This is a genomic window from Aequorivita sp. CRS11 (assembly GCF_059693805.1).
Map to the genome: position 1 here is coordinate 492,714 of NZ_JCATIG010000001.1, position 26,151 is coordinate 518,864.

Genomic DNA, 26,151 nt, shown 5'->3' on the forward strand with positions numbered 1-26,151 from the left:
AAATATTTAATAAAGATGAAAGTTGAAAAAAATTACCTACTGCTTCTCTTATTGACCTGTGCAGCCATTTTCTTTGTGAATTTGGGCTCACTGCCGGTTAACATCATGGAGGCGAGAAACTTCATCACCGCACGCGAAATGTTGACCGATGGCAATTGGTTGCTCACCACAATCAATGGTGAACCACGCTACCAAAAACCTCCACTGCCTACGTGGCTCACCGCATTTTCGGCGGCAATCTTTGGACTAAAAAGTGTTTGGGCATTACGGCTACCGGCAGCAATTATGACGCTGTTCCTAGTTTTGTTTTCCTATAAACTCGCCAAAAAACTTACTTCGGAAAAGTTATATGCTTTTATAAGTTCGCTGGTGATGGCGACCTCCTTTTATATCGTTGCCTCCGCCCGCGATGGGCAATGGGATATTTACACCCACGGGTTTATGGTGGTTTGCATCTACCTGCTTTATTTGTTTTTTACGGAAGAAACCCACAAATACCGAAACGCAATTCTCGCGGGACTTTTCTTTGGATGTTCGTTTTTGAGCAAAGGACCCGTTTCGCTTTATGCCCTGCTCCTCCCCTTTTTGATTGCCTTTGGAATTGTTTACAAGTACAGAAATTTTAATACTCGGTGGTTGCCACTCCTTGCGTTTTTGGCCATGGCTTTGGTGGTTTCGTCTTGGTGGCATTGGTACACCCTAACCTTTGATCCCGCCGCCGCGGAAATCACCAAAAAGGAAACCACCAACTGGATAAGCTACGAAATAAAACCCTTTTACTATTACTGGAGTTTCTTTACCCAGAGCGGCGTTTGGACCATTCCCGCGTTTATAGCCCTGCTCTACCCCTATTTAAAAAATCGTGTTTTCAATAAAAAGGCATATCTGTTCACCTTTCTTTGGACGATGCTTTCGGTGGTTTTACTTTCCCTGATTCCCGAGAAAAAGTCGCGCTATCTCTTGCCTGTCTTGATTCCGATGGCGCTGAATACGGGTTTTTATATCGAATATCTCTTCCGAAGATTTAAAGAGTTAAAAGATAAACGCGAAACGATTCCGGTCTTTTTCAACTTCGGTTTAATAGGTTTTATAGGAATTTCCTTTCCCATAGGCGGCTATATTTTTTTGAAAGATGGACTTGCAGGAAACTGGCTTTGGTTCGTGCTGCTTTCTCTCGCTTTGTTTACCTTCGGAATTTTTATGTTCCGAAATCTCTTCCGAAGAAAAATTGCAACCGTTTTTTATTTAACCATTGCTTTTATTGTTGCAGTGATTTGGTTCGGCCTACCGCTGAGCAAGGCCATAACCATAAACCCAGATTACAAACCGTTTTCGGAATTGCATAATTTTGAAGAAAAAGAGAACATACAAATCTACGAATTTTCAGGAATGACGCCCGAACTTATTTGGGACTATGGCGAAAAGATGGAAATGCTGAACAACGATGGCGAATTCAAAATTCCAGAAGAAAACCGTTTTGGGGTTTTGGTTTCAGAGGAAAGCTTGGAACATTTCGCAGAAATTTACACAGATTTCAACCGAGAGCATATTACCCGTTACGACATGAACCCGAAGGGACCGGACAGCCGCACGCATAAAACGAGACTATATCGGGAATTGTTTATTGTTTCGAAGAAGTGATGCTATCAAACCTAGGAGGTCTCAAAGACCTGTTAGGTTTTGAAGAAAAGTGTTAGCTTTTTTGTGTATTGAACCGCTTCTGCCCCCATCTTTGAAGCAGGTAAAACAACCAACCCGTCAACCCACCAAAGGCCATTCCCGAAATTACATCCAATGGATAGTGAACGCCAAGATAAATTCGGCTATAGCCCGTAATTACTGCCCACAGCAATAAAAGAAAAGGTAAGTATTTATACCATTTTTGAAGGCTTAACCCAAGAAAAACGGCCGCGGCCATGGAGCTTGCAGCGTGGGCGGAAAAATAACCAAACCTGCCACAACCATCCGCAACGTAACGCATTAAGGGTTGCAGTTCTTCCACTTTGCACGGTCTTGGTCGCTTTATTCCGTATTTAAAAAGGCTGGCAATTTGGTCGGTAGCGGTAATCATTAAAGCAACGCAAACTATGATTACCAAAGTGCCTTTCCATCCGTAATGCTTAAAAACTAAATACAGAAGAAATGCGTACAACGGAATAGAGGACCATTTTTCGGTGACAAACCGCCAAAACCCATCCCAAGAAGTGTTTCCCAGATTGTTTAGAAAAAGGAAGAGTTCGGTGTCGTATTTTAGGAGTTCGTCGAGCATTCAAAAATCTTTTTTAATGTTTAATTTGAAATGTTTTACCACGAATACACGAATAATTATATAAAAGCATTCGTGTATTCGTGGCAAAAAGATCAATCCTCATCATACCTCGCAATCTCACGATCGTAAAAATCGTTTGCACCCTGTATTAAATTTTCAGCCTCCGTTTCCAGTTCCTTTTGGTCCTGCGCATCAAAATCCTCAAGCCATTCCACTTCATCGTTTTCAAGGTTGATGATGAACCGCGGAAACTCGGTATGTATCACGAAAATCGCCGTGGGATAATCGCTGTTGTCGCCTAATAAATATTTTGGGAAATCCATAATTGGAAATTGTTAATTGTTAATTGCTAATTGTTGTCGAATCAATTTCTTCGAAAGATAATTAAATCTGATGAATAACATAATGCCACTAGCCGAAAGCCCTGCCAGTAAACCGTACCAAATCCCCATACTTTCCAGCGAGGTGTGCATACTTAGATAATATGAAATTGGGAAGCCAATGATCCAGTAAGCTATAAAGCAAATTACCGTAGGTATCTTTACATCCTGCATGCCACGAAGGGCGCCAAGTGCCACCACCTGCAGCGCATCGGTAAACTGAAAAATTGCCGCAATAATCAACAATTGTGCGGCAATGGTAACCACTTCCACATTATCGGCAAAGTCTGCCACGCTATTATAGTCTAGGAATATTTTGGGCAATTCGCTATTAAAGAGAATAAAGAAAACCGCAAAAACCAACGCCAAAATAGACGTCAATAAAACAATGGAAATCGCCACCCGGCGCAATTCCCTAAAATTTTTAAGTCCTTTTTGATTGCCCACACGTATCATCGCGGCCACGCTAAAACCCATCGCAACCATAAAGGTCATACTCGCCAGGTTAAGCGCAATCTGGTTTGCCGCCTGCGGGTTCTTTCCCAAGATACCCGAAAGCCACACTGCCGAAGTAAAAATAGCCACCTCAAAAAACATCTGCATGGCCGACGGAAATCCGAGATTCAACAGTTTCTTCAGCATCGCTTTGCTAAGAGTAAATATTTTAATATTAGTCACAAAATACCGTGACTTTTCCTTTCGGCTCAATAAATACCACAAATAGCCCACCATCACCACGCGAGAGACCAAGGTACCAATGGCAGCCCCCACAACGCCCAATTCCGGTGCTCCAAACTTTCCAAAGATGAATATATAATTAAGCACCACATTCGCAATATTTGCCGCAATGGTAGCATACATGGGGAATCGGGTCATGGACATACCATCGCTAAACTGCTTAAATCCCTGAAAGATAATCAGCGGAACTAGCGAAGCAGCAACTAAAGTAAGATAAGGCATCGCCAGATCTACTACCTCTGGGGGTTGTTTCATCACATACATCAGGGGTTTGGCAAACATTACCATTGCAAAGAGCGCAAGCCCCAATACAATACACAAAAACAGCCCGTGCTTAAACGATGATTTTCCCTTCTCACGATTGCCCTCACCATCGGCCTCTGCTACCAAAGGCGTGATAGCGGTTGAAAAACCAACACCCAAAGACATCGCGATAAACATAAAACTGTTCCCAAGCGATACAGCGGCAAGCTCGGCACTCCCCAACTGCCCCACCATAATGTTATCAACCAGCGCCACCACCTGGTGCCCCAACATCCCTAAGATTACGGGCGTTGCCAATTTTGTGTTGTACTTAAATTCTTTGGTGTAATCGGAAAGAGCCAATTCTTAAATTTTTTTTGCGCAAAGATAGTAGTTGTGTTTTTTAGAATAGCTTTGTATTTCATTAAAAAAGTTAAGAGTTAAAAGTTAGGCGTTATTGGTTTAAACGCATAACTCTTAACCCATAACTCTTAACATAAAACTTGAGAATGCCCAGACCCATCCCAAAATCCATAACCGACAAAGATAAAACCAGCGTCCGCGATTCCTTCGAGGCCCTGAAAACCATTCCGCGTTTTTTTAGGGAAATATATCGCGCCAGCCCGAAACTCTTTTTTGTAAATACCTTCAGCCGTCTGTTAAACGCTTTCACGCCTGTTGTTATCCTCTGGGTGGGAAAAATGATTATTGACGAAATCATCCTCCAAGTATCCCTCGAAAACCAAGACTTCACACAACTCTGGAACCTCGTAATTATAGAGTTTTGCGTGGCGGTGCTGTCCGACCTTTTGGGAAGGTTGATAAACCTAACAGATGGCCTCTTGGGCGACCTCTACTCCAATATGTCTTCCGAAAAAATAATCCGCAAGACCGCCGAACTTACCATCGCCCAACTGGAAGACCCGGAATTTTACGACAAATTGGAACGCGCCCGCACCCAAACCAACAGTCGGGTAGATTTAATGACCAATGCGCTAGGCCAAGCAGAAAGCCTCATTTCTATGGTTTCGCTAATTGCGGGCTTGATATATTTTGAACCTATTTTAATACTCATCCTCATCCTCAGTATCATTCCCTCGTTTATCAACGAGGCCAAGTTCAGCAGTACGCGCTATTCGTTGGCGCGCAGTTGGACGGCCGAACGCCGCGAACTTGATTACCTTCGCTTCATCGGCGCCAACAACCAAACCGCCAAGGAAATAAAACTCTTCGGCCTGACTGATTTTATTGCGGAACGCTTTAAAAAACTTTCAAACGACTATTACCTCATCAACAAAAAACTGTCGCTCAAGCAGAGTCTTTACGGCTCCCTGTTCAACATTCTCGGCGTGCTCAGCTATTACGGCGCCTATGTGTATATTATTCTGCGGGTGCTTACGGGCGTGATTACCATTGGGGAACTCACCTTCCTTTCCGGTTCCTTCAACCGTTTGCGCAACAACCTGCAGGGCTTCTTTTCGCGCTTTACCCGTATTTCCGAAAGCGCGCTCTATCTGCAGGATTATTTTGACTTTATCGATTTGACCGTAGAGCAAACTGCCGAAACAAAAAACCCTATGCCCAAAACCATTAAAGAAGGGTTTCAGGTGAACAATCTACACTTCGCCTACCCCGGCAGCGAGGGCGAAGTGTTGAAAGGCGTTACCTTTACCCTAAAAGCAGGCGAAAAAATGGCTTTCGTGGGGCAGAACGGCGCAGGCAAGACCACGCTTATTAAACTCTTCCTCCGTTTTTATGATCCCACCCAAGGCGAAATCCTTTTGGACGGCATCAATATAAACAAGTTTGATGTGGACGAATACCGAAAACGTTTTGGCGTCATCTTTCAGGACTTTTTTAAATATGAATTCACCCTGCGCGAAAACATAGCCGTGGGCAATATAGACCAAGTGCAGAACGACGAAATAATAAACTACGCCGCCAGCAAAAGCCTCGCGGAACAAGTTGTGGCCGAAATGACAGACGGCCTGGAACAACGCCTGGGCAGAAGGTTTTACAAAGGCACCGAACTAAGCGGCGGGCAGTGGCAAAAGGTGGCCCTGGCCCGCGCCTATATGAAGGATGCCGATGTTATGGTACTGGACGAACCCACCAGCGCGCTGGATGCCCAAGCAGAGTTTGATGTTTTTGAACGCTTTATAGCCCTTACCAAAGGCAAGACCAGCATTATTATTAGCCACCGCTTTAGCACCGTACGGATGGCAGACCGTATTTTGGTATTGCAGCACGGCCAAGTGCTGGAGCTTGGCACGCACCAGGAGCTTATGGCAAACCCAAAATTGTACTCGGAGTTGTTTAAATTGCAGGCGGCGGGGTATCAGTAGAATGAAATCGAAACTGAAACTGAAACTAAAATCGAAACTGAAGTCTAAAATTAAAAGTTTACAATAAACGAAACTTTATTATCTTTGTATTAGTTGAAATTAACTGATCTGCAATGATTAAACGCTTTGAAACAATATTATTAGAGGAGGCATTTGAATTCATTCAAAAACAGAATTTAAAATCGAGAAGCAAAATCCTTCAAAATATAAGACGTGCGGAGCAACACGCTGACCCTAAATTTTTCAAGAAACTGAACGACAATATTTGGGAATTCAGAACCTTATATTCTGGCATTCAGTATAGATTATTGGCTTTTTGGGATAAGGATAATAACCAATACGTTCGTGTTTGCAACCCCCCGCTAGCGCACGTTTGCAACCTGTGCCCGCAAAATTAGCATGATGAAAAAAGCATTAAAAATTATAATAACCCTAATTTTAATCTTTTCATACATAGTCCTTATTTATCGTGTTTTCAAGCTTAAAATACCTGTTATAGAAGAGAAAATAGTACCATTGCTCAATTCCATAATTGGAGATATCGGAAACATACTTTTTATTATATTGGTTATTAATATTCTTATTAGTTTACATATTATTATATTTAAAAAACTAAAGGCGGAAAAAAAAATCAGTCACATCAGCTCAATCATTGCCATACCAATTTATAACATTGTTTATTTGTGGAAGTATGACAATGATTAAAGTCCCCACGCTAGCGCACGTTTGCCACGTGTGCCCGACAACTTCACAACCCCAATACACCCCCGCTAGCGCACGTTTGCAACGTGTGCCCGCAACAGTGAGAACACAACCAAAAATACATTTCAAAGGAAAAGCTATAAATTAAGCGAAGCCGAAGACCTTTTAATAGGAAAGAAAGGCACAAAAGAACGGGATGAATATGAATTCGAGCTAAAGCTTGAACTCCCCCCTGGTGCGCTGGCGCCTGTAATAGCGAAGCCGAAGTGCAAAGCCTGCTCATCTAAACAGCGCATTTGCAATGCGAACTTTCCCAATTACAGATCATAGATTACTAAAAGTACAATATACATTGCCAATTGCAACACATACAAAGGCAATCACAACTCCCGCAAAGCCATTTAGAACTCCCGCAGAGCCAATTGCAACTCCCGCAAAGCCAATTACAACTCCCTCAAAGCCATTTGCAACTCCCTCAAAGCCATTTGCAACTCCCTCAAAGCCATTTGCAACTCCCTCAAAGCCATTTGCAACTCCCACAAAGCCATTTGCAACTCCCTCAAAGCCATTTGCAACTCCCTCAAAGCCATTTGCAATTCCCGCAAAGCCATTTGCAACTCCCGCATAGCCAATTGCAAACCCGTTAAAACCAATTGCCCCCACTATCGCGAGCGTTCTGCTTATAGTAATGAAGAATAAACCTACTAAACACCAAACATATTTATCAACTTTATTACATACTTTTAACCCATCTAAAGCAACAACAAACACATTTCTTTCGCTAAATGAAACCATATAAATCGCTTAAAGCCACCATTCTCTTTCTCGCTATCACAACACTCCTCTCGTGCAACAATGATGAAAAAAACAGCAATACAGACCAAGCCAAGAATCTAATTGGCGTATGGCAACGCAGCGACTTCAGCTCGGAATACGACTATAAACTGTATTTTAATACGGAAGGCAACGGCTACAGCACCGAATACATAGCCCAGCCAGACGGCACCGCAATTTCAAACCTGCGGCCCTTTAAATGGAGCAGCAACACAACCACCTTGACCCTAGATTATGATGATGGCGCTACCAATGCCACCCCCTTTACCATAAACGCAGCCGGACAATTGCTGGCCTCGGGTTTAGGCAATGTACCTTTTAACAAGTTATAGTTTTAAAAACTTTACAAGTAGAAGCGCCATAGCGCGAATTACTTCATCAAGCTCTCCCTCAATGATTTGCTAAAACGCTCTAAAAACACGTTACAAAACTCTTAAATCAGCTTCAAAAAAATCTATTTAATGTACCTTGCCGACCTATAAAAAAGTGAAGATTATGCAACACATCCAAATGCGCAATTATATAAAAGAAGTATTAAAAAGCATGCCTGCGGATTGGCTGAATCTTACCACCCACAGGCTTGATATTTATGATGAAAGCTTGGCAAAGACGCAGTTTTTACAGCAGTTTGAAATGCTATATAATGCCCATAAGGCTGAAACAGCTGCACTAAAAAGATTGCCTACAGCCTATGATTATATCCGCTTGGGGCACCCGCTTTCCAGTATTTTGGAATGGGCAATTGCCAAGGCAAACAATCTTAAGGCAGAGAACGTCATCAGTTTTGCATCAAATAAGACCCCTATCCTGGCAATCCTTCGGAAGAATTTATTGGCGAATAAAAACACCCAAATTCTTTATACCGATGCCCTGCCCTCCTTTTTCGATGCTGAAATAATTCGAAATGTATACGGGTATAATTTTGAATTGAAACAGCTTGATTCCCCTTCAGCCATTCCAAAGTTTGAAGGCAAAACCGTTTTCATTTCACAGAAAGATGAAATTGGAAGGCTGGACCTCAACCCCAACGTAGATATTCTCATAAATCTTTACGGCACGCTCGGAAGCATTATAACGGTTAATGGCGAAAGAAACGAAGATTATATTTCCGAAATCCAGCACGTCCGCAGAAGGGAAACCATCGCCATGACGCCCGCCAATTGCCTTGTGGCCCTTAAGGCGCTGATGGACCAAACGTCCATTACAGAACCAAAAAGCAATATTGCGGAAGATAAAAAGAGCGTTCTAAACTCCATAAAGGAAATCACGGGCTCGCCCACCACCCCGCTCGTTGCTTCCAGCGGGCTTTCCATTCAGTACGCCATTATGATGGGGCTTATCCACGATGCGCAGGAAAACCACCCCGGAAAACCCATCAAATTCCTTGTTCCACCCAATTGCTACGGCGGCACCAACGACCAAGCAAGACGCGTGGCGGCCTGCCTTGACAATGTGCAAATTGTAGATTTATTGGTGGACGGCGATAACGATATGGTGCAAAGCATAGACACCGTTTTAACTAAAGTAGCTGCTGAAGATGCCGTGCCTTACATCATTGCCGAAATACCCACAAACCCTCGTGTAGAAGTACCAGATTTGCAACAATTGAAAGCGGCTTTAAGCAAGGAGCGCAAAACAGCATCGGGCAAAACTGCCGTTGACCCAGTATTTATTTTGGACCAAACTTTTTGTCCTAACTATCAGTTCTTGGGCGAAGGCGAAATACTTTCAACCGTTCGGGCCATTTCGTATGCCAGTGGGTCAAAATTCCCAAGTGGTGGAAAATGTACGGCCGGTTATGTAGTGGGAAACACAAAAACGGCAGCCTTGATGGAAAAAATAGAATTGCATCTCACCCTGTGTGATAACGAGGCCACAGCGCTTCAATATAAAATATTGGCCGAGCAATTGCCCTCTATGAACCAACGCATTATTGATGCGTATGAAAATACACGTGAGTTTGTAAACTTCATCAAAGAAACCCTGCCCGAAGCAAAGATCAATTTTGTTTCAGATGAATTGGCAGCGCAAGGCTTCACCCCTTCGGTCTTTTCATTGGATCTTCCAACAAAAGGAAACACAGATGAAGAACGAGAAGCGTATAAGCGCGCTCTTAACCTGAAGCTCATTAACTTGATGATTACCGAGATTCCGAAGGAAAGCAAGTTCTGTGTAAGCTATGGGCAGTTAAAGGGATGTTATTGGACCATCCCCGCCACCTCCACGCAGGGCACGACCAAGGAAGGCGATAAAGATTACATTGTGCGTGCATCCCTGTCGGGGAATATGGATCTGGATCGTCACAAAAAAGTGTTTTTAAAGTTTGTTGATAATATTTGAGTAAATTGGGGTTTGAAAAGGGCATACGTAGGTTTGCTTGAAAATAACGATTAATGAAAAACGAACGAATCTATAAAATGGCCTTTGCCAGTGTGTACCCACACTACATTACGAAAGCTGAAAAAAAGGGACGCACCAAAGAAGAGGTGGACACCATCATCTGCTGGTTAACGGGCTATACCCAAGACCAACTGCAGCAAACCATAGAAAACAAAACCACTTTTGAAGATTTTTTCGCCCAAGTCCCACAATTAAACCCCAACGTTTCCAAAATTACGGGCGTTATCTGCGGCTACCGTGTAGAGGATATTGAAGAGCCCCTTATGCAAAAAATCCGCTATATGGATAAACTGGTGGACGAGCTGGCAAAAGGCAAGACAATGGAAAAGATTTTAAGGAAATAGTTTTATTAATAAAAAATCTAACAAGCTACTTCCGTTTCCTAAAAATATAACTCATCCACACCGGGTCGTTATCTTCAGAAACCACAGATTGGCGGTCCAAAAACTCCCAGTCGTGGGCGTTCATATAATTTAGCAAGGTTGAAGTTTCCTCAATATCCTCTATTTCCTCAATAGAAATATTTTGACCTAAGAGCGAAGTCTGCTCCTCCACTTTTATACGTTTCACCTTTCCGCGGTTGTTCGCTTTTTGGACAACTATTACTTCAAGAAAATCATACTTCGTTATCTCCTGCGAATACCCTTCCACAGTAAATAAGGCGAAAAGGATAATTATGGACAGTGTTTTAAATATTCTCATTGCTATCAAATTTTATGGGAAAGTACAATTATATTTTCAGCAACAAAAACTTGCCATAAACAATCCCAACTTTTCATTTATCTATAATAATAAGTACCCATAATCACTAAAATTATACTTCGGGTTTACTTGCGGTCTTCTTGCGGTCTTCTTGCGGTGGAATTAAGATCGACAAAAAATCTCTAAAATTCCTTTAACTTTGAATTTTAATCATTCAACATTCAATTAATGCAATCCAAAGCCACAACTCCAGACCAATACATAGCCGAACTGCCCGAAGACCGAAAGGAAGTAATGCAGAAGCTACGCGAAACAGTAAAGAAAAACCTTCCGAAAGGTTTCGAGGAAACCATGCAGTACGGGATGTTGGGCTATGTAGTTCCGCACAGCATTTACCCTGATGGCTATCATTGCAATCCGAAAGATGCGCTTCCGTTTATGGCGTTGGCATCCCAAAAAAACCACATTGGTTTTTACCATATGGGCATTTACAGCGACCCAGATTTGATGAAATGGTTTACTCAACAATACCCCAAGCACGCCACTGGCAAACTGGATATGGGCAAGAGCTGCATCCGTTTCAAAAACCCTAAAAACATTCCCTTTGAATTACTGGGAGAGCTAACCACAAAAATATCGGTTAATGAGTGGATTGCGAAATATGAAAGCGTACTAAAGCGATAGCCATTAAAACGACTCACCTTTTACAGCACTTTATAAATTCACCCGAGCTCAAAATACATTCGGAGCAATATCCTTTTAAGTATTTTGAATTTTTAAAGGAAGAAGTGACCGTAAACAATTACACCTTCCCCAAAAATGCTGTACTAGGCATGCAAGCCGAAGCTTGTTTTGAAGCCTATCTCAAACAATCAAAATACTTTGAACTGCTTGCCGCAAACCTACAAATCCATGGTGAAAAGGAAACCTTGGGAGAGTTGGATTATATAGCTCTAAATCTTCAAACTGATGAAGTGCTTCATATTGAATTGGCGTGTAAGTTTTATTTGTACGATGAAAACGCAGGTGAGATAGAAGAGCAAAAATGGATTGGCCCAAACCGAAAGGACAGTCTGAATGAAAAACTGGAAAAGGTAAAACACAAACAATTTCCGTTGCTCCACACTTCCGAAACCACAAAAAAGCTAGCATCCCTGGGCATTCCCGAACCTACATCACAGCAATTATGCTTAAAAGCCTCTCTATTCTTTCCGAAGGAATTAAATGCCGAAACATTTCCAAAGCATTTTAAAGATTGTATGGTGGGCTATTACATAAAACCTACAGATTTCATAAAAGATGAAGCTGCCGAGTATGCCATTCCCTCAAAAAAAGAATGGCTTCTGCCCATAAACTCGATTACAAACTGGTACCGCTTTTCAGAAATAATACTATTGATTGAAGATCAATTAAATTTGAACAAATCGCCTTTGATCTATAAAAAAACGTCCCATACAGTGGAGCGCTTCTTTATAGTTTGGTGGTAGCTAAGTTTTAAAACTGCATACTACAGCTGAATACCGAATACTGAATACTTAATTAGTTCCGTACTTATCAAATAGGTAAACCAAGCTGGCCATAGTGGCAGCTCCCAGTTCCAGTTCGCGTTTGTTGACCGCGTCAAAGGTATCATTTGCAGCATGATGATAGACAAAATACCGTTGGCTATCTGGGCGCAAGCCAGCAAGCACATCAATATTCCCTTTTAACGGCCCAATATCTGCGCCGCCGTGACCCTTCTCAAAATAGTGGATTAAATAGGGTTTAAAAAGCGGTTCCCAAGTTTTTACCTTGTTGAAATTAGCCGTATTGCTATCAAATGAAAATCCACGAGGTGTAAAGCCGCCCGCATCACTTTCCAAAGCAAAACGGTGGGTTTCACCCTTGCGCTTTGCTTCTTCGGCATACTTATTTCCGCCACGCAAACCATTTTCCTCATTCATAAAAAGCACAACCCGAATGGTGTGATTTGGTTTATAACCCACTTTTTTAAAAAGTCGCAGCACCTCCATACTCTGTACGCAGCCGGCACCATCATCGTGGGCGCCATCCGCAAGATCCCAACTGTCCAAATGGCCACCCACAACCATATATTCATTGGGTTTTGTACTGCCTGTAATTTCCCCAATCACGTTGTAGGATTGTACATCGTCAAAGGTTTTACAATTTTGTTTGAAATAAAACAGAAGGTTGGGTTGCAGCTTCAGCAAACTGCTTAAATATTCTGCCCCATTAGTACTTATGGCTGCAGCGGGAATACGCTGGCTCACCGGCGTATCGCCGTAACTCATTGCGCCCGTATGAGGATAATCGTCCATTCGCAAGTTCATGGACCTAACTATCACCCCAAGCGCACCATATTTTCCAGCTTCGGCAGCCCCGGCATAACGTTGATCCACACAGCCGCCATAGGCTTCAAACGTTTGTATTAAATCGGGTTGCATCGGTCTGTTGTAAAAAACAATTTTACCTTCAATTTTTTCTTTTCCCAAAGCAGCTAGTTCATCTAAGCCTTTTACTTCCACAACTTCGGCTTTAATTCCGAGGCTTGGCGTAGCAACCGAGCCGCCCAAGGCACAGATATCGGTTATGGTTTTATCACCGGTAGGCGATTCTATATATGCATATTCCTTAAAACCGCGCGTCCATTTTGGAACCATTACAGGCTGAAGCCACACTTTGTCCAAGCCAAGTTCATTCAATTCTGCCTCTGTGTATTTTACAGCGCTTTCCGCCTCAAAAGATCCAGAGAGTCTGCCTCCTATTTCATTGGAAAGATAATCCAACCAATCATAGGCCTTTCCGTCGGTCAATGCGGTGGTGTAAAGCTTTTTCAGCATAACCGAATCCTGTACGGCGTTTTGCGAAATGCTTACGGAAGAAATTAGCAATGTAAAAATTAGTGTGGGGAGGAGCGAAATTTTCATTTATGAATTTTATAAGAAATAAGTGGTAATTGAACTATTTAGGAGGCTAAATTAATCATTTTTAAGTCGTTCGCGGTATTCGGAAATCTTTGCTTTTATATCGTCGTCAAGTTCCGGTTCTTTTATGTCTTTATATTTTTTTAACTCTTGCAGCATAATTTCTGCTACAATAACCCTTGCAGTATCTTTATCATCCGATGGAATAATATACCAAGGAGCGTGTGGTTTTGAGGTTCGATTAATGGCCTCCTCATAATATTTTCTATAGTCTTCCCAAAGTGCCCTCTCGTCCAAATCGCCTGGAGAGAATTTCCAGTTTTTTTCTGGTTTGTCCAATCTACGCAGCTGTCGGTGCTTTTGTTCGTCTTTGGAAAGGTTCAAAAAGAATTTAAAAATAATAGTTCCGTTCTGCTGAATGGTTTTTTCAAAGTCGTTTATCTGCTGAAAACGCTTGTCCCAAAACGCTTCATCTATGTCTTCCAAACTATTTACATCTGGCAAGTTTTCGCCAAGAATGTATTCTGGGTGCACTCTTGTTACCAAAACGTTTTCGTAATGGGTTCTGTTGAAAACACCAAACTTACCACGTTCGGGAAGTGCAATGTAATGACGCCAAAGATAATCGTGTCTTTTTTCAAGGGCGGTGGGCGTCTTAAAACTGTGGACAACTACCCCACGGGCATTAAAATCCTTAAAGACTTCACGAATCAAACTGTCCTTGCCTGCAGTATCCATACCTTGAAGACAGACCAACACAGCATATTTTCCGTGTGCATAAAGTGTATCCTGAAGCTTGCCCAGTTTTTTGCGGGTGTCTTCCAAATGGTCTTCCAGTTTCTCTTCGGAAGCGTCTAAATCCCAATCGTTTTTAGTACCATCCAGTTTAATAGGGTGGATTACTTTAAAGTCTTCAATTTTTACGTCTTTCATACTTTTGATTCTATGGATACTATTGTTTCTGTTGTTTCTTTGGCTGCAGTTATTTTTTAAAAAAGTCTGAAAATTCTTTTAACTTTTAAACATATAAACTCATAAACTTATTTACTTGCAAAGAGTTTTACATCTTCCTCGCTAATTTCCTTTCCGCCCAGAATAATCAAACGTTCCACCACGTTTCGCAGTTCGCGAATGTTTCCGGTCCAGTCATATTCCTGCAATAAATTAATGGCCTTTGTAGAAAATTTCTTTTTAGCGGTACCGTGCTCCGTTGAAATTTTTTCGGAAAAATATTCTACCAACAATGGAATGTCGGCCCTTCTGTCTTTTAAAGCTGGAACTTTTATAAGAATAACCGCCAATCTGTGATATAAATCCTCACGAAAACGACCCTCTTCTATTTCTTTTTTTAAATCTTTATTGGTGGCCGTGATAACGCGTACGTCAACTTTTATATCCTTATCACTACCCACACGCTGCACTTTGTTTTCCTGCAGGGCGCGCAATACTTTGGCCTGGGCTGAAAGGCTCATATCGCCCACTTCGTCAAGGAAAATGGTTCCTCCGTTTGCAGCTTCAAATTTTCCAGCACGGTCCTTATTTGCTGAAGTAAACGCCCCTTTTACGTGCCCGAAGAGTTCGCTCTCAATCAACTCACTGGGTATGGCAGCACAATTTACCTCTATCATAGGGCCGCTGCTGCGTTCACTTTTTTGATGAAGCCAGTGTGCAACCAGTTCTTTACCAGTTCCATTTGGGCCCGTGATTAAAACGCGAGCTTCGGTGGGCGCCACTTTTTCAATCATTTCCTTAATCTGAACAATGGCAGGCGATTCACCAACCATTTCATAATTTTTGGAAACCTTCTTTTTAAGACGGGTGTTTTCAACCACCAATTCCTTTCGGTCCAAAGCTATTCGTACGGTATTGAGCAAACGATTTAAGTCGGGCGGTTTTGAAATATAGTCGAAAGCCCCAAGTTTCATTGTATTTACGGCTGTTTCAAGATCTCCGTGGCCAGAAATCATGACCATGGGTATTTCGGGTTTAATTTTTTTTACGGCTTCCAAAACCTCAACCCCGTCCATTTTAGGCATTTTTATATCGCAAAGCACCAAATCAAAATCTTCCTTTTTTATGGTTTCCATTCCGGTAAGGCCATCTTCGGCCTCAAAAACCTCGTATCCTTGGTTTTCTTCGGAAAGTATTTTTACCAAAACCCTTCTGATTGCTGCTTCGTCTTCTATTATAAGTATTCTAGCCATTAATATTTAAATTTTAATCCTGCCCTAAAATAAGGCGAATTTTCGGTATTTATTTTATAGATTTTATTTCCATCACCATCTTCCAGCCTGAAATCGTTGTAAACAGAGTGTGCGGCATAACCATAAAAAAGAAGATGCTCGGTAAAGAAATGCTCATAGCCCAAACCAAGAAGCCCAATGGTCATCTGTACACTCTCGGCAAGTTTTCCTTCCGAATTTTGATCGGAAATAGGTAAGAAATTCTGTTGGATATTGGCATAAACATTATCTAAAGTTGCAAAAGCCTGTAACGCATCTTTATGATTATCATTTAAATAGTGTCGCACATTGGTTTTAGGCACACCCAAAGTGTATGTCCAGTTGGGATGGAATTCTTTGTAATAATTCAGAATTGGTAGTGGATACCATCTGCCGGGTGTGGTTGAATAGGTAAGACCTGCAATGAAACGATATGGCTTTTTGCCTTCTTCAGGATTTTTCTTTTTATCCTTTATAGCGTAGGCTCCCACTTCATAAATAAAGTCATCGCTGACCAAACTGCCTTCAAAGTCACTCTGAATTTTAACGCCTCCTTTGACTCCAAAGCGCCAATCATCGTTTTGTTTCCATACATAGCCTATATAGGCGTCCATTTGCTGGGTGGACGTCACTAAGTTGTTATTAAAAGCGAATACATCTTCGTTGTCTTCAATATTAACATCTACATATCTATATTCCAGACCCACAACAAATATCTTTTTTCTTTCTTTATCCAAAGGAATTGGTACTTGTACCAAGGCGCGATAGCGATTGATGGAGTTGTCTGATTTTGAAAAAGGCAATGCTAGATACTCTACTCGGGCCAAATCTGTAGTTTGGGCCGATATACCGAAAGCAAATAGCAAAATGCAGACGGTTATAAATGATTTTCTTTTCATAATTTTTCTTTTTTAATATTTCCGAATACATAGCAACATTCGTAATACTTTCTGTTAATATTTAAGCCACTTAAAAATTTCCTTATAAGTAGGCTTCTTTCCATACATTAAGATACCTACCCGATAAATTTTGGCCGCAAACCAAACCATAGCAATAAAGCTTGCAAAGAGGATAAGTACTGAAATTATCTGTTGCCAAAGTGGTACCCCAAAAGGGATACGCATGAGCATTACTACGGGCGAAGTAAAGGGGATGTATGAAAAAACTTGTGAAACAGTTCCGTGCGGATTATCAATAACTGTGAAAAAACCTACGTAAACCGCCAAAATTAAAGGCATTAATATAGGCATCATAAATTGTTGGGTATCGGTCTCACTATCAACTGCGGCACCCACCGAAGCGTATAGGGAGGCATAAAGCAAGTAACCGCCAACAAAAAAGAGGATGAACATTATTATTAAATTGGTAATGGGCAGATTGTTAATTTCAATCATAACATCCTGCAAAACCTGCTGCGTGCCACCACTGACACTATTCTCCAAAACTTGTTGGGAAGGAGTTGCTGACGACGGATCAATTCCAAAAATAGAAGTCACAACGGTCATTAAAACCAGAATAAGCACCACCCAAACTACAAACTGCGTAATTCCGGCAAGCGTGGTTCCGAAGATTTTTCCAAGTAGCAGTAACCTCGGTTTTACTGATGAAATAATAACTTCAATCACACGGCTCGTCTTTTCCTCGATTACGCTGCGCATAATCATATTGCCATAAATGATGATAAACATGAACAATAGATATCCCGCAACACCCCCAAAGATTAATTTTAGACCAGAGCCTAGCTTCGATGTTTCTTTACCTTTAAAGGTTTCTTGATTGGCACTTATATTTATGTGAAGATTTTTAATGGTTTCTGAATCAATTCCCGCTTCCTTAAGTTTTAGCGTGTTTACTTTATTTTCGAGTAAATCATTTATATCGCCCATCAATGAAAGTGAGGGAGAATCTTCGGAATAAAAAGTAATTTCTTTTGAAAGATCCTCAAGTTTGTCAATTTTCGGAATGTAAAGCAACCCGTATATTTCTTGCGATTCGGCTTCTTTTTTTGCCTCAGAAAGATTATTGTTGCTCAACAGTTTATATTGCAAATGGGGTGAACTTTTAAATTCATTGGTAAACAACCCACTTTCGTCCAAAACCGAAATTTTACGCACCGTATCACTGTTTAGACTGGACAAATAAGCGACCAATGCAAAAATACCCACAAAAATAAGGGGGCTTAAAAAAGTCATAATAATGAACGATTTGTTGCGTACCTTGGTAAGGTATTCCCTTTTTATAATAAGCGGAAGATGGTTCATTTTTGGTTAGTTTTTTTGGATGGTTTCAATAAAAATTTCACTGGCAGAAGGCACTACTTCTACAAAATGCGTAAGTTGTCCAAGTGAAGTTAAATAGCTTACAAAATCATTTGGCGATACCGAATCTGGTATTTTTACCTTGTACTGTAACTCATCATTTATACTTTTAAAAGTTGCGGGAAAAATTTCAAATTTATCTTTTAACATCGCGGAAATTGAAGCGTGATCCAGCGTTATTAAGCCAATTTCAAAGGTATTGCTTTTGTATTGGCGTTTAATGTCAATCAATTTACCATCGAGTATTTTATTCGATTTGTGGATCAAGGCAATGTGGTCGCACATTTCCTCAACAGATTCCATTCGGTGGGTGGAGAAAATGACGGTGGCACCCTCGTCCCGCAGCTTTAGAATTTCATCTTTTATGAGATTGGCATTTATGGGATCAAAGCCGCTGAAAGGTTCGTCAAAAATCAATAGTTTTGGTTTGTGTAGAACCGTTACCACAAATTGGATTTTCTGTGCCATTCCCTTTGATAGTTCCTGTATTTTTTTATCCCACCAATCACCAATTTGCAAACGATCAAACCAATATTTTAACCGTTCCTTCGCCTCTTGTTTTGAAAGTCCTTTGAGCTGAGCTAAATAAAGTGCTTGCTCCCCAACTTTCATAGATTTGTAAAGGCCGCGTTCTTCGGGTAAGTATCCAATATCTTTTATGTGATGCGCTTGAAGCGGTTGGCCATCCAAAAATACCGAACCGGTATCGGGCATGGTAATCTGGTTTATTATTCTGATCAATGTTGTTTTTCCGGCACCATTGGGGCCCAATAGTCCAAATATGCTTCCTTTTTCTACCTCTATGGATGCGTTGTTGAGCGCTTTATAATCTCCATAGGTTTTGGAAACATTGTTGACCACTAAAAGTTTTTCCATGAATTTTGTTTGAAGTATGTAAATATATTGATTTGACCGTGAAGCGTTATAACTATTAAGAGTATTTTAAGTGAATGGCCAAACCATTAAAATCATAAATACCTGAAAAATATACTTTATAAAAACAAAACCCACCCAAAAATGAAATTCTTGGGTGGGAAAAAAATTGCTATGAAAAAGAAAAATTATCACTTCTAAGACGAAGCGACTTTTCAAATATATACAAAAATATTTATTTAACGTTTATTTAAGAGAACATATCTTTCACTTTTTCAAAAAATGATTTGTCCTCCTTTTCAGGTTTTGGCTGAAAATGTTCGTCGTTATTCATTTTTTCGAAAAACTCCCGTTGCTCTTTTGATAAAGATTTTGGAGTCCAAACATTTACATGTACAAGCAAATCTCCTGTTCCGTAACCATTTATACTTGGAATGCCTTTATTTCGAAGTCTCAAAATTTTTCCGCTCTGCGCTCCACTGTCAATTTTGATGCGTACTTTTCCTGTAACGGTCTCAATTTCTTTGGATGTTCCCAAGGCGGCTTCAGAAAAGCTTATGTATAGATCATAATGTAGATTGTCTCCTTCACGTTGCAATGTTTCGTGGGGTTTTTCTTCAATCGCGACCAATAGATCGCCTGCAATTCCATTGCCCGGCGCATCATTTCCTTTTCCGGATACTTTCAGCTGCATACCATCTACCACACCTGCTGGAATTTTGATAGAAACTGTTTCTTCAGTAATCAGCATGCCTTCGGCATCTGCATTTGCGGGTTTTGAATCTACAATCTGGCCCAGGCCTCCGCAAGAACTACAGGTAGCCGAAGTTTGCATACGGCCCAAAATAGTATTTTGAATACGTGTTACCTGTCCTTGCCCATTACAGGTTGAACAGGTTTTATAAGTGGTTCCCTGGGCAAGCTTTTTACGCTTTACCTTTATTTTCTTCTCAACACCATTGGCAATTTCTTCCAAAGTAAGCTGTACGCGAATACGCAGGTTACTTCCTTTAACGGTTCTACGGCCACCGCCACCAAAACCGCCACCGAAACCGCCGCCAAAGGCACCACCAAAAATATCTCCAAACTGGCTGAAAATATCTTCCATGTTCATGCCCCCGCCGCCAAAGCCACCGCCGCCTTCAAAGGCACGGTGCCCAAACTGATCATAACGTGACCTTTTGTTGGGGTCGCTTAGCACTTCATAAGCTTCGGCAGATTTTTTAAACATTGCTTCTGCTTCGTGGTCGCCTGGGTTTTTATCGGGATGGTATTGTAATGCCTTTTTTCGGTACGCCTTTTTAATTTCGGCAGCCGTGGCACTTTTTGATATTCCTAAAATTTCGTAATAATCTTCCTTCATATTATTGTCCTATAACCACTTTTGGGTAGCGGATTATCTTGTCGCCCAAGGTATATCCTTTTTCCACTACATCTATAATTTTGCCTTTCAGTTTATCTTCGGGTGCTGGAATTTGGGTAATTGCTTCGTGCGAATCTGCATCAAATGCATCACCCGGTTTTACATCCATTAAATGAAGTCCCTTAGATTTAAGGGTTTCACGCAGTTTGTTGTGAATAAGCTCCACACCCTTGTGAAGACTGTCGTCCTCACTTTTTTCTATTTCTTTCAAGGCGCGTTCAAAGTCGTCCAAAACTGGCAGTAAAGAACCAATTACATCGGCACCTGCAGTTTTAAACATATCTACCCGTTCACGGGCAGTACGTTTTTTGAAATTTTCAAACTCCGCAAAAAGACGTAGATAACGATCCTTTTCGCGCTGAAATTCTTCTTCCAATTCAGAAAGCGCATCGGTTACTTTTTCTTCTGCAGCTTCCTGTTCATTAATATCAGTTTCGTCAAAACCTACTTCTTCTTCATTTTCGGTTTCTTTCATTTTATCGTGTTTGCCCATAATAGCTTTTCTTTCAATTTTTTTCTGAAGGGAGCAAAAGTACTGCCAATTGTATTAAAATGTCAAAATGTCACAGCACTTTAATTTAATATTACTTTAAGAAAATTCATTTTGTTTAAACATATTTTTGCAATTCAAAACAAAAACCAATAACTATGAAATTTACATTTTTGAAAATTACTTTGATGGCTTTTATTACAGTAGGAGCTTTTTCTTGCAAAAACACCGAAAAAGAAGTAGAAACACCAGTAGAGGAAGCTTCCGAAGCTACCGAAATGGCTACAGAATATACAGTAGACACTGATGCTTCTACTATCATGTGGGAGGGTGCTAAACCCACTGGAAAGCATCACGGAACAATAAAACTTTCTTCAGGAACGGTTCATTTAAACAATGGAAATATTGAGGCCGGAGAGTTTGTAATTGATATGAACAGCATTACTGATGAAGATCTGGAAGGTGATGACAAAGCTAATCTAGAGGCTCACTTAAAAGGAACTGTTGAAGGCAAGGAAGGAGATTTTTTCAACACAAAAGAATATCCAACCGCAAAATTCGAAATGACAGGCATTGAAAACAATGTGGTTAAAGGCAACTTGACCATTAAAGACAAAACAAATGCTATTGAATTTCCTGCAATTGTAACTATGGAAGGAGACAAAATGATGTTGAAGAGCGAAACCTTTGAAATAGACAGAACTAAGTGGGATGTTAACTTTGGTTCAAAATCTATATTCCCAAATTTGGGTGATAAGTTTATAAACGACGCGATGAAAATTACAGTTTCATTGGTTGCCAATAAAGCTTAATCTAGAAGAATTTTTTTATAAACTGAAGAGAGGCAAAATTGCCTCTCTTTTTTATTTACAGTAAATCCTGTAAGGCGTTTTCCAAATTATAATACTTAAAAGGATAACCGAGTTTCTCAACTTTTTGGGAACTCACCAGCTGCCCTTCCAAAACCAAAACGGACATTTCGCCCAATAACAATTTGATAGCAAAATCTGGAATGTTTGGCATCCAGAGCGGACTGTCCAACTTTGAAGCAATCATCTTGGTCATCTTTTTATTTTGAACAGGGTTAGGTGCCACTGCATTATATTTTCCTTCTAGCTGGTTCGTTAGAAGAAAAAGATATATTCCGGCAATATCTTCAAGATGGATCCAGGATATCCATTGTTCGCCGTTTCCCAAGGGCGCACCTACTCCAAGTTTAACAGGCTTAACCAATTTTGGAAAAGCTCCGTCATTTTTTGCCAAAACTACTCCCGTGCGCACTTTACTCACCTCCATCCCCATATTCTTAAACTGGGCGGCGGCAGCTTCCCAAGCAACTACGACTTCACTCAAAAAGGTATTGTCAACCTCCTCATTTTCCTCTGTATAGAGCTTGGTCTCTGAGTTTGGATAGATACTGATGCCGCTAGCAGAAATAAAATGGACAATATTGTGATCTATTTGTAGAAGCGTATCGCGTAGCAGATTGATAGATTCTATTCTACTTTCAAGAATAATCTTTTTATATTTTTTCGTCCATCGTTCAGAAATAGTGGCTCCAACCAAATTAATTATTGCCGTTGCACCATCAAAAGCCTGAAGATCAATCTCACCTTCTTGAGGATTCCAATAGAACCCTTTATAATTCTCGGTACATTCAATTTTTTCCTTGCTGGTTGTGAGATAATTAACAGCAATTCCGGCAGCGTGACATTGACGAACAATTTCACTACCTATAAGGCCTGTAGCACCTGTTATCAACACTTTTCTAATCATAATTTTAAATTTAGAAATTCAATTGTGAATAGCAAAGGGTGTTAACGGAAGATTGTGAATTGATTGTTTTGAATTGGTTAAACTTGCCCTTTTGGAACGATCGAAATACAATGAATTTAAATTTTTGTACCTCTCAACATTTCTTTTTTTCCCGGTGGACCAGAAAGACGCTCCACTTTAAAGCCCACGGCCTGCATAGCACGCCTTGCATTCCCATTTGCAGCATAGGTAACCAAAATTCCGTGCGGTTTTAATGCAGCGTACATTTTTTTAAAAATTTCCTCGGTCCATAGTTCTGGTTGCACGCGGATTCCGAAAGCATCAAAATAGATAAGGTTGAAGGAATTTTCAGAATTTATTTCAGAAAATAATTTCTGCTGTTTTGTAAGTTGAAAATTTACAGAAATGCTGCTTATTTGCTCCCAAGGGGAATGGTGCATATTTAAAAATACTTCTTCTGATGCATTTAAAAGCGAAGTATAATTAAGCTTAACTATTTCGCCTACCTCCAAGGGGTAAGCCTCAACACCGGTATAATGGACCTTAAATGGATTTTTTTCAGTTTCCAAAAAAGTTAAGAGTGCGTTCAGACCAGTGCCAAAACCGATTTCGAGAATTGAAACTTCTGTTTTTTTATTTTCAGAAAACCAATGATAAAGCCCTTCCTTTATAAAAACGTGAAGGGCTTCGGCTATTGCGCCATGCTTAGAGTGGTATTGTTCGTCCCACTCTGGAATATGCAGGGTGTAAGAGCCGTCGCCCGTTTTAAACAAAGTTCTTTTCAAAAAATTATTGCTTTTCCTCTTCTGGAATTAATACGCCGTGTGCCTCAAAAGCAAGTGTGCGCTTTGGCTCGGTGATGGCTGCAATTTCCTCTGGAGTGGCACCACCGTCTTCAGCGTAGTGTTGTTGGTCTTCAACGCTCATTTCTTCTACATAAGCTTTTCCTTCAGCGATAATATCTTTTCCGGAAATATCTTTTGGCATAAAGAAACCATAATCCTTAAAACGCACCATAGCTTCATCCTTGCCCATATCTACTTTCATCCAACAACCTTTCTTTTGGCAAACTTCTTTCACTTGCGTAGTAAATTTTACGTTTATGGTATCGCCAATTTTCAAATTGTTGTACTTTTCGATTATTTCGGCTTTCGTCAAAACATCATCATCGGTAATTTTTTCACCAAAAGCTTGATAGTTAACTGCTATTTCTTCCGTTTCAAGCACGGGCTTATCTTCAGTTTTTTCGTTTTTACAGCTAAACAAAACTGCCATTATTGAAAATAAAAATAGAATTTTTTTCATTTTATAGTATTTAATAAATTATTGACTGGTAATGCGTTGCAATTTTAATGATTTTTTGAATTTTTTATGGCCTAAATTTTACCTATTTTTACAAAATAAATAATTCTTTTTCATGAATTCTTCCACCACCCAAAAAATTGACATACAAAAAGTTTCAACTTCCAGAATAGGAGATGTAGATTTTGACAACCTCACTTTCGGAAGCACCTTTAGCGACCATATGTTTGAATGTGATTATAAGGATGGAGAATGGCAGAACCCTACTATTAAACCTTATGGACCTTTAACCATTTCACCTGCGGCAAAGGTTTTTCATTACGGCCAGGCAGTTTTTGAGGGAATGAAAGCCTTTAAGGATGAAGATGGTAAAGTGTGGCTTTTTAGACCTGAAGAAAATTTTAATAGAATAAACAGGTCATCTAAAAGAATGGCTATACCAGAGTTTCCGAAAGATATTTTCTTTGAGGCCTTGACAACTTTGGTAAAAATGGACAAGGAATGGGTTAAGCCCGGCCTAGGGAATTCATTGTACATACGCCCTTTTGTAATGGCAACCCAAGTGGGGGTTTCGGCTTCCCCATCTACAGAATATAAGTTTATGATTTTGATGTCGCCCGCTCAAGCATATTATACGGGAGATGTTAAGGTTGTAATCGCTGAGCATTACAGCCGTTCGGCAAATGGTGGTGTGGGTGCTGCAAAAGCAGCCGGAAATTATGGCGCACAATTTTTTCCAACAAATTTGGCACGAGAGAAAGGTTTTCAGCAAGTAATCTGGACAGATGCAAGCGACCATAAATATTTAGAGGAAGCAGGAACGATGAATGTATTTTTTCGTGTGAATGATACGCTCCTTACCGCCCCAATAAGCGACCGAATTTTAGACGGTGTTACACGCAAAAGCGTAATAGCTATTGCAAAAAGAGACAATATTACCGTTGAAGAAAGACCCGTTTTGGTTTCAGAAATTGTGGAAGCCGCAAAGAACGGAAGTCTAAAGGAAATTTTTGGCGCGGGGACAGCAGCAGTTATAAGTCCTGTAAGTGCTTTTAGTTATAAGGAAACTGTTTATGAACTTGAAAAACAGGAGCATGGATTTGCAACCCGCTTCAAAAATGAGTTAATGAATATACAGTATAACAGAAGCGAAGATCCCTTTGGCTGGAGATTTGAAGTTGTATAACACTTTCTGACGGTACATTTTAAAAAATCCAAAACTTTCTCGTTTTGGATTTTTTTTATTTATCAAGTATAGCTTGAATGTTAGGTTTAAAGTAATTGGGGCCTTTTAAGACTTTACCATCTTCTCGGTATATAGGCTTACCATCATCTCCCAGTTTGCTCATATTGCTTCGTTGTATTTCGTTAAATACCTCTTCAATTTTGTGTTGCATTCCGTGCTCAATAATGGTTCCGCACAAAATATAGAGCATATCACCTAGCGCATCTGCGACCTCAACCAAATCATCATTATTTGCCGCTTCTAAATATTCTTCGTTTTCTTCACGCATAAGTTCATAACGCAAAAGATTTTTCTTTATTCCCAGATCGGCAGTGGGAGATTCCTTCATACCCAATCCAAATGCATTGTGAAATTCGGAAACTGCGGCTATTTTATTCTTCATATTATAATTTATAAGGTGTAAATTTGCCCTGTAAAACTACACATTTATGTTTACTACCGGCCAATTTGTTTTTGCTGTTTTATTTTTTATTGTCTTCGTCATTATTATGGTTTACAGCTATCGCGGCGACAAAAAACTTCATAAAAAACAGTATAAGGGCAGTCTCTGGATTTTAGTGGGTTTTATTGCTTTTATAGTATTTCTTCTACTCGTAAAGACGTATTTAAAAAATTAATTCTTCTCTCTGGCTGAAAAGTAATTTACTGTTTATCCCTTTCCTGTATAGTTTTTCTTAATCATTTTTAAGAACCTTTTCAATAAAAATACCCTAAAGTAGGTATTTTTTAAAAACTCTTCCCGTCTTAATTTTGTCTCAGACAATCAAAACCTTGACTAACCCAAAACCTTTCAATTGAACTAATTGAATTAGCGAAATAAATTTCTATGAAAAAAACCTACAGGTGCATTGTGAGTGAGGAGATATAATAATTTTTCTCTTTGAGGAGGGAGGAAAATTGAAATTAACAGATCGATGCACTATGGGTTTTTTCTAAATACAACACTAATTGCAAATATTCAAAA

Annotated in this window: 28 protein-coding genes; 11 read left to right on the forward strand and 17 right to left on the reverse strand. The window is 40.2% G+C overall.

The annotated features are described in order from the left end of the window. Positions 1-15: 15 nt before the first annotated feature. The gene (locus AC58DT_RS02365) at positions 16-1,641 is read left to right on the forward strand and encodes an ArnT family glycosyltransferase (RefSeq protein ID WP_497215181.1); all 1,626 of its coding nucleotides are present in this window, start codon (positions 16-18) and stop codon (positions 1,639-1,641) included. A gap of 52 nt (positions 1,642-1,693) precedes the next feature. Here AC58DT_RS02365 and AC58DT_RS02370 read toward each other — a convergent pair whose 3' ends face one another. The 3 genes from AC58DT_RS02370 to AC58DT_RS02380 all read right to left on the reverse strand — a co-directional run bounded on the left by AC58DT_RS02370 (position 1,694) and on the right by AC58DT_RS02380 (position 3,993). Continuing rightward, the gene (locus AC58DT_RS02370; protein ID WP_497215182.1) at positions 1,694-2,269 is read right to left on the reverse strand and encodes a phosphatase PAP2 family protein; all 576 of its coding nucleotides are present in this window, start codon (positions 2,267-2,269) and stop codon (positions 1,694-1,696) included. 92 nt (positions 2,270-2,361) lie between these two features. After that, complete coding sequence (locus AC58DT_RS02375; RefSeq protein ID WP_045080620.1) at positions 2,362-2,592, reverse strand: DUF8828 family protein; 231 nt, start codon at positions 2,590-2,592, stop codon at positions 2,362-2,364. A 12-nt stretch (positions 2,593-2,604) separates the two neighbouring features. Beyond that, entirely contained in the window at positions 2,605-3,993 is a 1,389-nt protein-coding gene (locus AC58DT_RS02380) for an MATE family efflux transporter (protein ID WP_497215183.1), read from the reverse strand. Between the two features lie 146 nt (positions 3,994-4,139). Here AC58DT_RS02380 and AC58DT_RS02385 point away from each other — a divergent pair, with 146 nt between their 5' ends. Both AC58DT_RS02385 and AC58DT_RS02390 read left to right on the forward strand, forming a co-directional pair. After that, positions 4,140-5,975, forward strand: a complete 1,836-nt coding sequence (locus tag AC58DT_RS02385; protein WP_497215184.1) for an ABC transporter ATP-binding protein — start codon at positions 4,140-4,142, stop codon at positions 5,973-5,975. A 113-nt stretch (positions 5,976-6,088) separates the two neighbouring features. Continuing rightward, positions 6,089-6,373, forward strand: a complete 285-nt coding sequence (locus tag AC58DT_RS02390) for a type II toxin-antitoxin system RelE/ParE family toxin (protein WP_497215185.1) — start codon at positions 6,089-6,091, stop codon at positions 6,371-6,373. A 628-nt stretch (positions 6,374-7,001) separates the two neighbouring features. Here the strand turns inward: AC58DT_RS02390 and AC58DT_RS02395 are convergent. Next, positions 7,002-7,472: a hypothetical protein gene (locus AC58DT_RS02395; protein WP_497215186.1), complete on the reverse strand. Its 471-nt coding sequence runs from the start codon at positions 7,470-7,472 to the stop codon at positions 7,002-7,004. Between AC58DT_RS02395 and AC58DT_RS02400 the strand changes: the two genes are divergently transcribed. The 3 genes from AC58DT_RS02400 (at position 7,463) to AC58DT_RS02410 (ending at position 10,255) form a co-directional block, all read left to right on the forward strand. Further along, the gene (locus AC58DT_RS02400; RefSeq protein WP_497215188.1) at positions 7,463-7,843 is read left to right on the forward strand and encodes a hypothetical protein; all 381 of its coding nucleotides are present in this window, start codon (positions 7,463-7,465) and stop codon (positions 7,841-7,843) included. The genes AC58DT_RS02395 and AC58DT_RS02400 overlap by 10 nt on opposite strands. A 163-nt stretch (positions 7,844-8,006) precedes the next feature. Then, positions 8,007-9,851, forward strand: coding sequence for a PLP-dependent aminotransferase family protein (locus tag AC58DT_RS02405; RefSeq protein WP_497215189.1), 1,845 nt, complete (start codon positions 8,007-8,009; stop codon positions 9,849-9,851). Positions 9,852-9,904: 53 nt separating this feature from the next. Then, on the forward strand, positions 9,905-10,255 hold the full coding sequence (locus tag AC58DT_RS02410; protein ID WP_497215190.1) for a DUF2200 domain-containing protein: 351 nt from the start codon (positions 9,905-9,907) through the stop codon (positions 10,253-10,255). Between the two features lie 25 nt (positions 10,256-10,280). On the opposite strand, the gene AC58DT_RS02415 is transcribed toward AC58DT_RS02410, so the two are convergent. Then, entirely contained in the window at positions 10,281-10,613 is a 333-nt protein-coding gene (locus tag AC58DT_RS02415) for a hypothetical protein (RefSeq protein ID WP_497215191.1), read from the reverse strand. A 228-nt stretch (positions 10,614-10,841) separates the two neighbouring features. Between AC58DT_RS02415 and AC58DT_RS02420 the strand changes: the two genes are divergently transcribed. Then, on the forward strand, positions 10,842-11,297 hold the full coding sequence (locus AC58DT_RS02420; protein WP_497215193.1) for a DUF1801 domain-containing protein: 456 nt from the start codon (positions 10,842-10,844) through the stop codon (positions 11,295-11,297). A 104-nt stretch (positions 11,298-11,401) separates the two neighbouring features. Continuing rightward, positions 11,402-12,100: a DUF1853 family protein gene (locus AC58DT_RS02425; protein ID WP_497215194.1), complete on the forward strand. Its 699-nt coding sequence runs from the start codon at positions 11,402-11,404 to the stop codon at positions 12,098-12,100. Between the two features lie 48 nt (positions 12,101-12,148). Here AC58DT_RS02425 and AC58DT_RS02430 read toward each other — a convergent pair whose 3' ends face one another. From AC58DT_RS02430 to AC58DT_RS02465, 8 genes are all read right to left on the reverse strand, one after another. Then, the gene (locus AC58DT_RS02430; protein ID WP_497215195.1) at positions 12,149-13,540 is read right to left on the reverse strand and encodes a M20/M25/M40 family metallo-hydrolase; all 1,392 of its coding nucleotides are present in this window, start codon (positions 13,538-13,540) and stop codon (positions 12,149-12,151) included. 51 nt (positions 13,541-13,591) lie between these two features. After that, a complete protein-coding gene (locus AC58DT_RS02435) occupies positions 13,592-14,470 on the reverse strand; it encodes a PPK2 family polyphosphate kinase (protein ID WP_497215196.1) in 879 nt (292 codons plus the stop codon). Positions 14,471-14,577: 107 nt separating this feature from the next. Further along, complete coding sequence (locus AC58DT_RS02440; RefSeq protein ID WP_497215197.1) at positions 14,578-15,741, reverse strand: sigma-54-dependent transcriptional regulator; 1,164 nt, start codon at positions 15,739-15,741, stop codon at positions 14,578-14,580. Continuing rightward, positions 15,741-16,658, reverse strand: a complete 918-nt coding sequence (locus AC58DT_RS02445; RefSeq protein ID WP_497215198.1) for a hypothetical protein — start codon at positions 16,656-16,658, stop codon at positions 15,741-15,743. Before AC58DT_RS02445 ends, AC58DT_RS02440 begins: the two co-directional genes overlap by 1 nt. Positions 16,659-16,712: 54 nt before the next feature. Beyond that, the gene (locus tag AC58DT_RS02450; RefSeq protein WP_497215199.1) at positions 16,713-18,020 is read right to left on the reverse strand and encodes an ABC transporter permease; all 1,308 of its coding nucleotides are present in this window, start codon (positions 18,018-18,020) and stop codon (positions 16,713-16,715) included. 6 nt (positions 18,021-18,026) lie between these two features. Beyond that, entirely contained in the window at positions 18,027-18,953 is a 927-nt protein-coding gene (locus tag AC58DT_RS02455; protein WP_497215200.1) for an ABC transporter ATP-binding protein, read from the reverse strand. 247 nt (positions 18,954-19,200) lie between these two features. Continuing rightward, entirely contained in the window at positions 19,201-20,313 is a 1,113-nt protein-coding gene (gene dnaJ / locus AC58DT_RS02460) for a molecular chaperone DnaJ (protein ID WP_497215201.1), read from the reverse strand. A 1-nt stretch (position 20,314) separates the two neighbouring features. After that, on the reverse strand, positions 20,315-20,848 hold the full coding sequence (locus AC58DT_RS02465; protein WP_497215202.1) for a nucleotide exchange factor GrpE: 534 nt from the start codon (positions 20,846-20,848) through the stop codon (positions 20,315-20,317). Between the two features lie 173 nt (positions 20,849-21,021). Here AC58DT_RS02465 and AC58DT_RS02470 point away from each other — a divergent pair, with 173 nt between their 5' ends. Beyond that, a complete protein-coding gene (locus tag AC58DT_RS02470; protein WP_497215203.1) occupies positions 21,022-21,675 on the forward strand; it encodes a YceI family protein in 654 nt (217 codons plus the stop codon). 55 nt (positions 21,676-21,730) lie between these two features. Here AC58DT_RS02470 and AC58DT_RS02475 read toward each other — a convergent pair whose 3' ends face one another. The 3 genes from AC58DT_RS02475 to AC58DT_RS02485 all read right to left on the reverse strand — a co-directional run bounded on the left by AC58DT_RS02475 (position 21,731) and on the right by AC58DT_RS02485 (position 23,944). After that, on the reverse strand, positions 21,731-22,639 hold the full coding sequence (locus AC58DT_RS02475; protein WP_497215204.1) for a TIGR01777 family oxidoreductase: 909 nt from the start codon (positions 22,637-22,639) through the stop codon (positions 21,731-21,733). Positions 22,640-22,755: 116 nt separating this feature from the next. After that, the gene (mnmC2, locus tag AC58DT_RS02480; protein ID WP_497215205.1) at positions 22,756-23,424 is read right to left on the reverse strand and encodes a tRNA (5-methylaminomethyl-2-thiouridine)(34)-methyltransferase MnmC2; all 669 of its coding nucleotides are present in this window, start codon (positions 23,422-23,424) and stop codon (positions 22,756-22,758) included. 4 nt (positions 23,425-23,428) lie between these two features. Continuing rightward, complete coding sequence (locus tag AC58DT_RS02485) at positions 23,429-23,944, reverse strand: DUF4920 domain-containing protein (RefSeq protein WP_497215206.1); 516 nt, start codon at positions 23,942-23,944, stop codon at positions 23,429-23,431. A 112-nt stretch (positions 23,945-24,056) separates the two neighbouring features. Between AC58DT_RS02485 and AC58DT_RS02490 the strand changes: the two genes are divergently transcribed. After that, the gene (locus tag AC58DT_RS02490) at positions 24,057-25,127 is read left to right on the forward strand and encodes a branched-chain amino acid aminotransferase (protein WP_497215208.1); all 1,071 of its coding nucleotides are present in this window, start codon (positions 24,057-24,059) and stop codon (positions 25,125-25,127) included. Positions 25,128-25,182: 55 nt separating this feature from the next. Here the strand turns inward: AC58DT_RS02490 and AC58DT_RS02495 are convergent, their stop codons facing one another. Further along, complete coding sequence (locus AC58DT_RS02495; RefSeq protein ID WP_497215209.1) at positions 25,183-25,569, reverse strand: pyrophosphohydrolase domain-containing protein; 387 nt, start codon at positions 25,567-25,569, stop codon at positions 25,183-25,185. Between the two features lie 46 nt (positions 25,570-25,615). Between AC58DT_RS02495 and AC58DT_RS02500 the strand changes: the two genes are divergently transcribed. Then, positions 25,616-25,804 carry a hypothetical protein gene (locus AC58DT_RS02500; RefSeq protein ID WP_062622254.1) on the forward strand — a complete coding sequence of 63 codons (189 nt, stop codon included), beginning with the start codon at positions 25,616-25,618 and terminating at the stop codon, positions 25,802-25,804. Positions 25,805-26,151 lie beyond the last annotated feature (347 nt).

Coding starts and splice junctions, on each gene's coding strand:
- AC58DT_RS02365 (WP_497215181.1), top strand. CDS start 16: ATGAAAGTTGAAAAAAATTACCTACTGCTTCTCTTATTGACCTGTGCA.
- AC58DT_RS02370 (WP_497215182.1), bottom strand. CDS start 2,269: ATGCTCGACGAACTCCTAAAATACGACACCGAACTCTTCCTTTTTCTA.
- AC58DT_RS02375 (WP_045080620.1), bottom strand. CDS start 2,592: ATGGATTTCCCAAAATATTTATTAGGCGACAACAGCGATTATCCCACG.
- AC58DT_RS02385 (WP_497215184.1), top strand. CDS start 4,140: ATGCCCAGACCCATCCCAAAATCCATAACCGACAAAGATAAAACCAGC.
- AC58DT_RS02390 (WP_497215185.1), top strand. CDS start 6,089: ATGATTAAACGCTTTGAAACAATATTATTAGAGGAGGCATTTGAATTC.
- AC58DT_RS02400 (WP_497215188.1), top strand. CDS start 7,463: ATGAAACCATATAAATCGCTTAAAGCCACCATTCTCTTTCTCGCTATC.
- AC58DT_RS02395 (WP_497215186.1), bottom strand. CDS start 7,472: ATGGTTTCATTTAGCGAAAGAAATGTGTTTGTTGTTGCTTTAGATGGG.
- AC58DT_RS02405 (WP_497215189.1), top strand. CDS start 8,007: ATGCAACACATCCAAATGCGCAATTATATAAAAGAAGTATTAAAAAGC.
- AC58DT_RS02410 (WP_497215190.1), top strand. CDS start 9,905: ATGAAAAACGAACGAATCTATAAAATGGCCTTTGCCAGTGTGTACCCA.
- AC58DT_RS02415 (WP_497215191.1), bottom strand. CDS start 10,613: ATGAGAATATTTAAAACACTGTCCATAATTATCCTTTTCGCCTTATTT.
- AC58DT_RS02420 (WP_497215193.1), top strand. CDS start 10,842: ATGCAATCCAAAGCCACAACTCCAGACCAATACATAGCCGAACTGCCC.
- AC58DT_RS02430 (WP_497215195.1), bottom strand. CDS start 13,540: ATGAAAATTTCGCTCCTCCCCACACTAATTTTTACATTGCTAATTTCT.
- AC58DT_RS02435 (WP_497215196.1), bottom strand. CDS start 14,470: ATGAAAGACGTAAAAATTGAAGACTTTAAAGTAATCCACCCTATTAAA.
- AC58DT_RS02440 (WP_497215197.1), bottom strand. CDS start 15,741: ATGGCTAGAATACTTATAATAGAAGACGAAGCAGCAATCAGAAGGGTT.
- AC58DT_RS02445 (WP_497215198.1), bottom strand. CDS start 16,658: ATGAAAAGAAAATCATTTATAACCGTCTGCATTTTGCTATTTGCTTTC.
- AC58DT_RS02450 (WP_497215199.1), bottom strand. CDS start 18,020: ATGAACCATCTTCCGCTTATTATAAAAAGGGAATACCTTACCAAGGTA.
- AC58DT_RS02455 (WP_497215200.1), bottom strand. CDS start 18,953: ATGGAAAAACTTTTAGTGGTCAACAATGTTTCCAAAACCTATGGAGAT.
- dnaJ (WP_497215201.1), bottom strand. CDS start 20,313: ATGAAGGAAGATTATTACGAAATTTTAGGAATATCAAAAAGTGCCACG.
- AC58DT_RS02465 (WP_497215202.1), bottom strand. CDS start 20,848: ATGAAAGAAACCGAAAATGAAGAAGAAGTAGGTTTTGACGAAACTGAT.
- AC58DT_RS02470 (WP_497215203.1), top strand. CDS start 21,022: ATGAAATTTACATTTTTGAAAATTACTTTGATGGCTTTTATTACAGTA.
- AC58DT_RS02475 (WP_497215204.1), bottom strand. CDS start 22,639: ATGATTAGAAAAGTGTTGATAACAGGTGCTACAGGCCTTATAGGTAGT.
- AC58DT_RS02485 (WP_497215206.1), bottom strand. CDS start 23,944: ATGAAAAAAATTCTATTTTTATTTTCAATAATGGCAGTTTTGTTTAGC.
- AC58DT_RS02490 (WP_497215208.1), top strand. CDS start 24,057: ATGAATTCTTCCACCACCCAAAAAATTGACATACAAAAAGTTTCAACT.
- AC58DT_RS02495 (WP_497215209.1), bottom strand. CDS start 25,569: ATGAAGAATAAAATAGCCGCAGTTTCCGAATTTCACAATGCATTTGGA.
- AC58DT_RS02500 (WP_062622254.1), top strand. CDS start 25,616: ATGTTTACTACCGGCCAATTTGTTTTTGCTGTTTTATTTTTTATTGTC.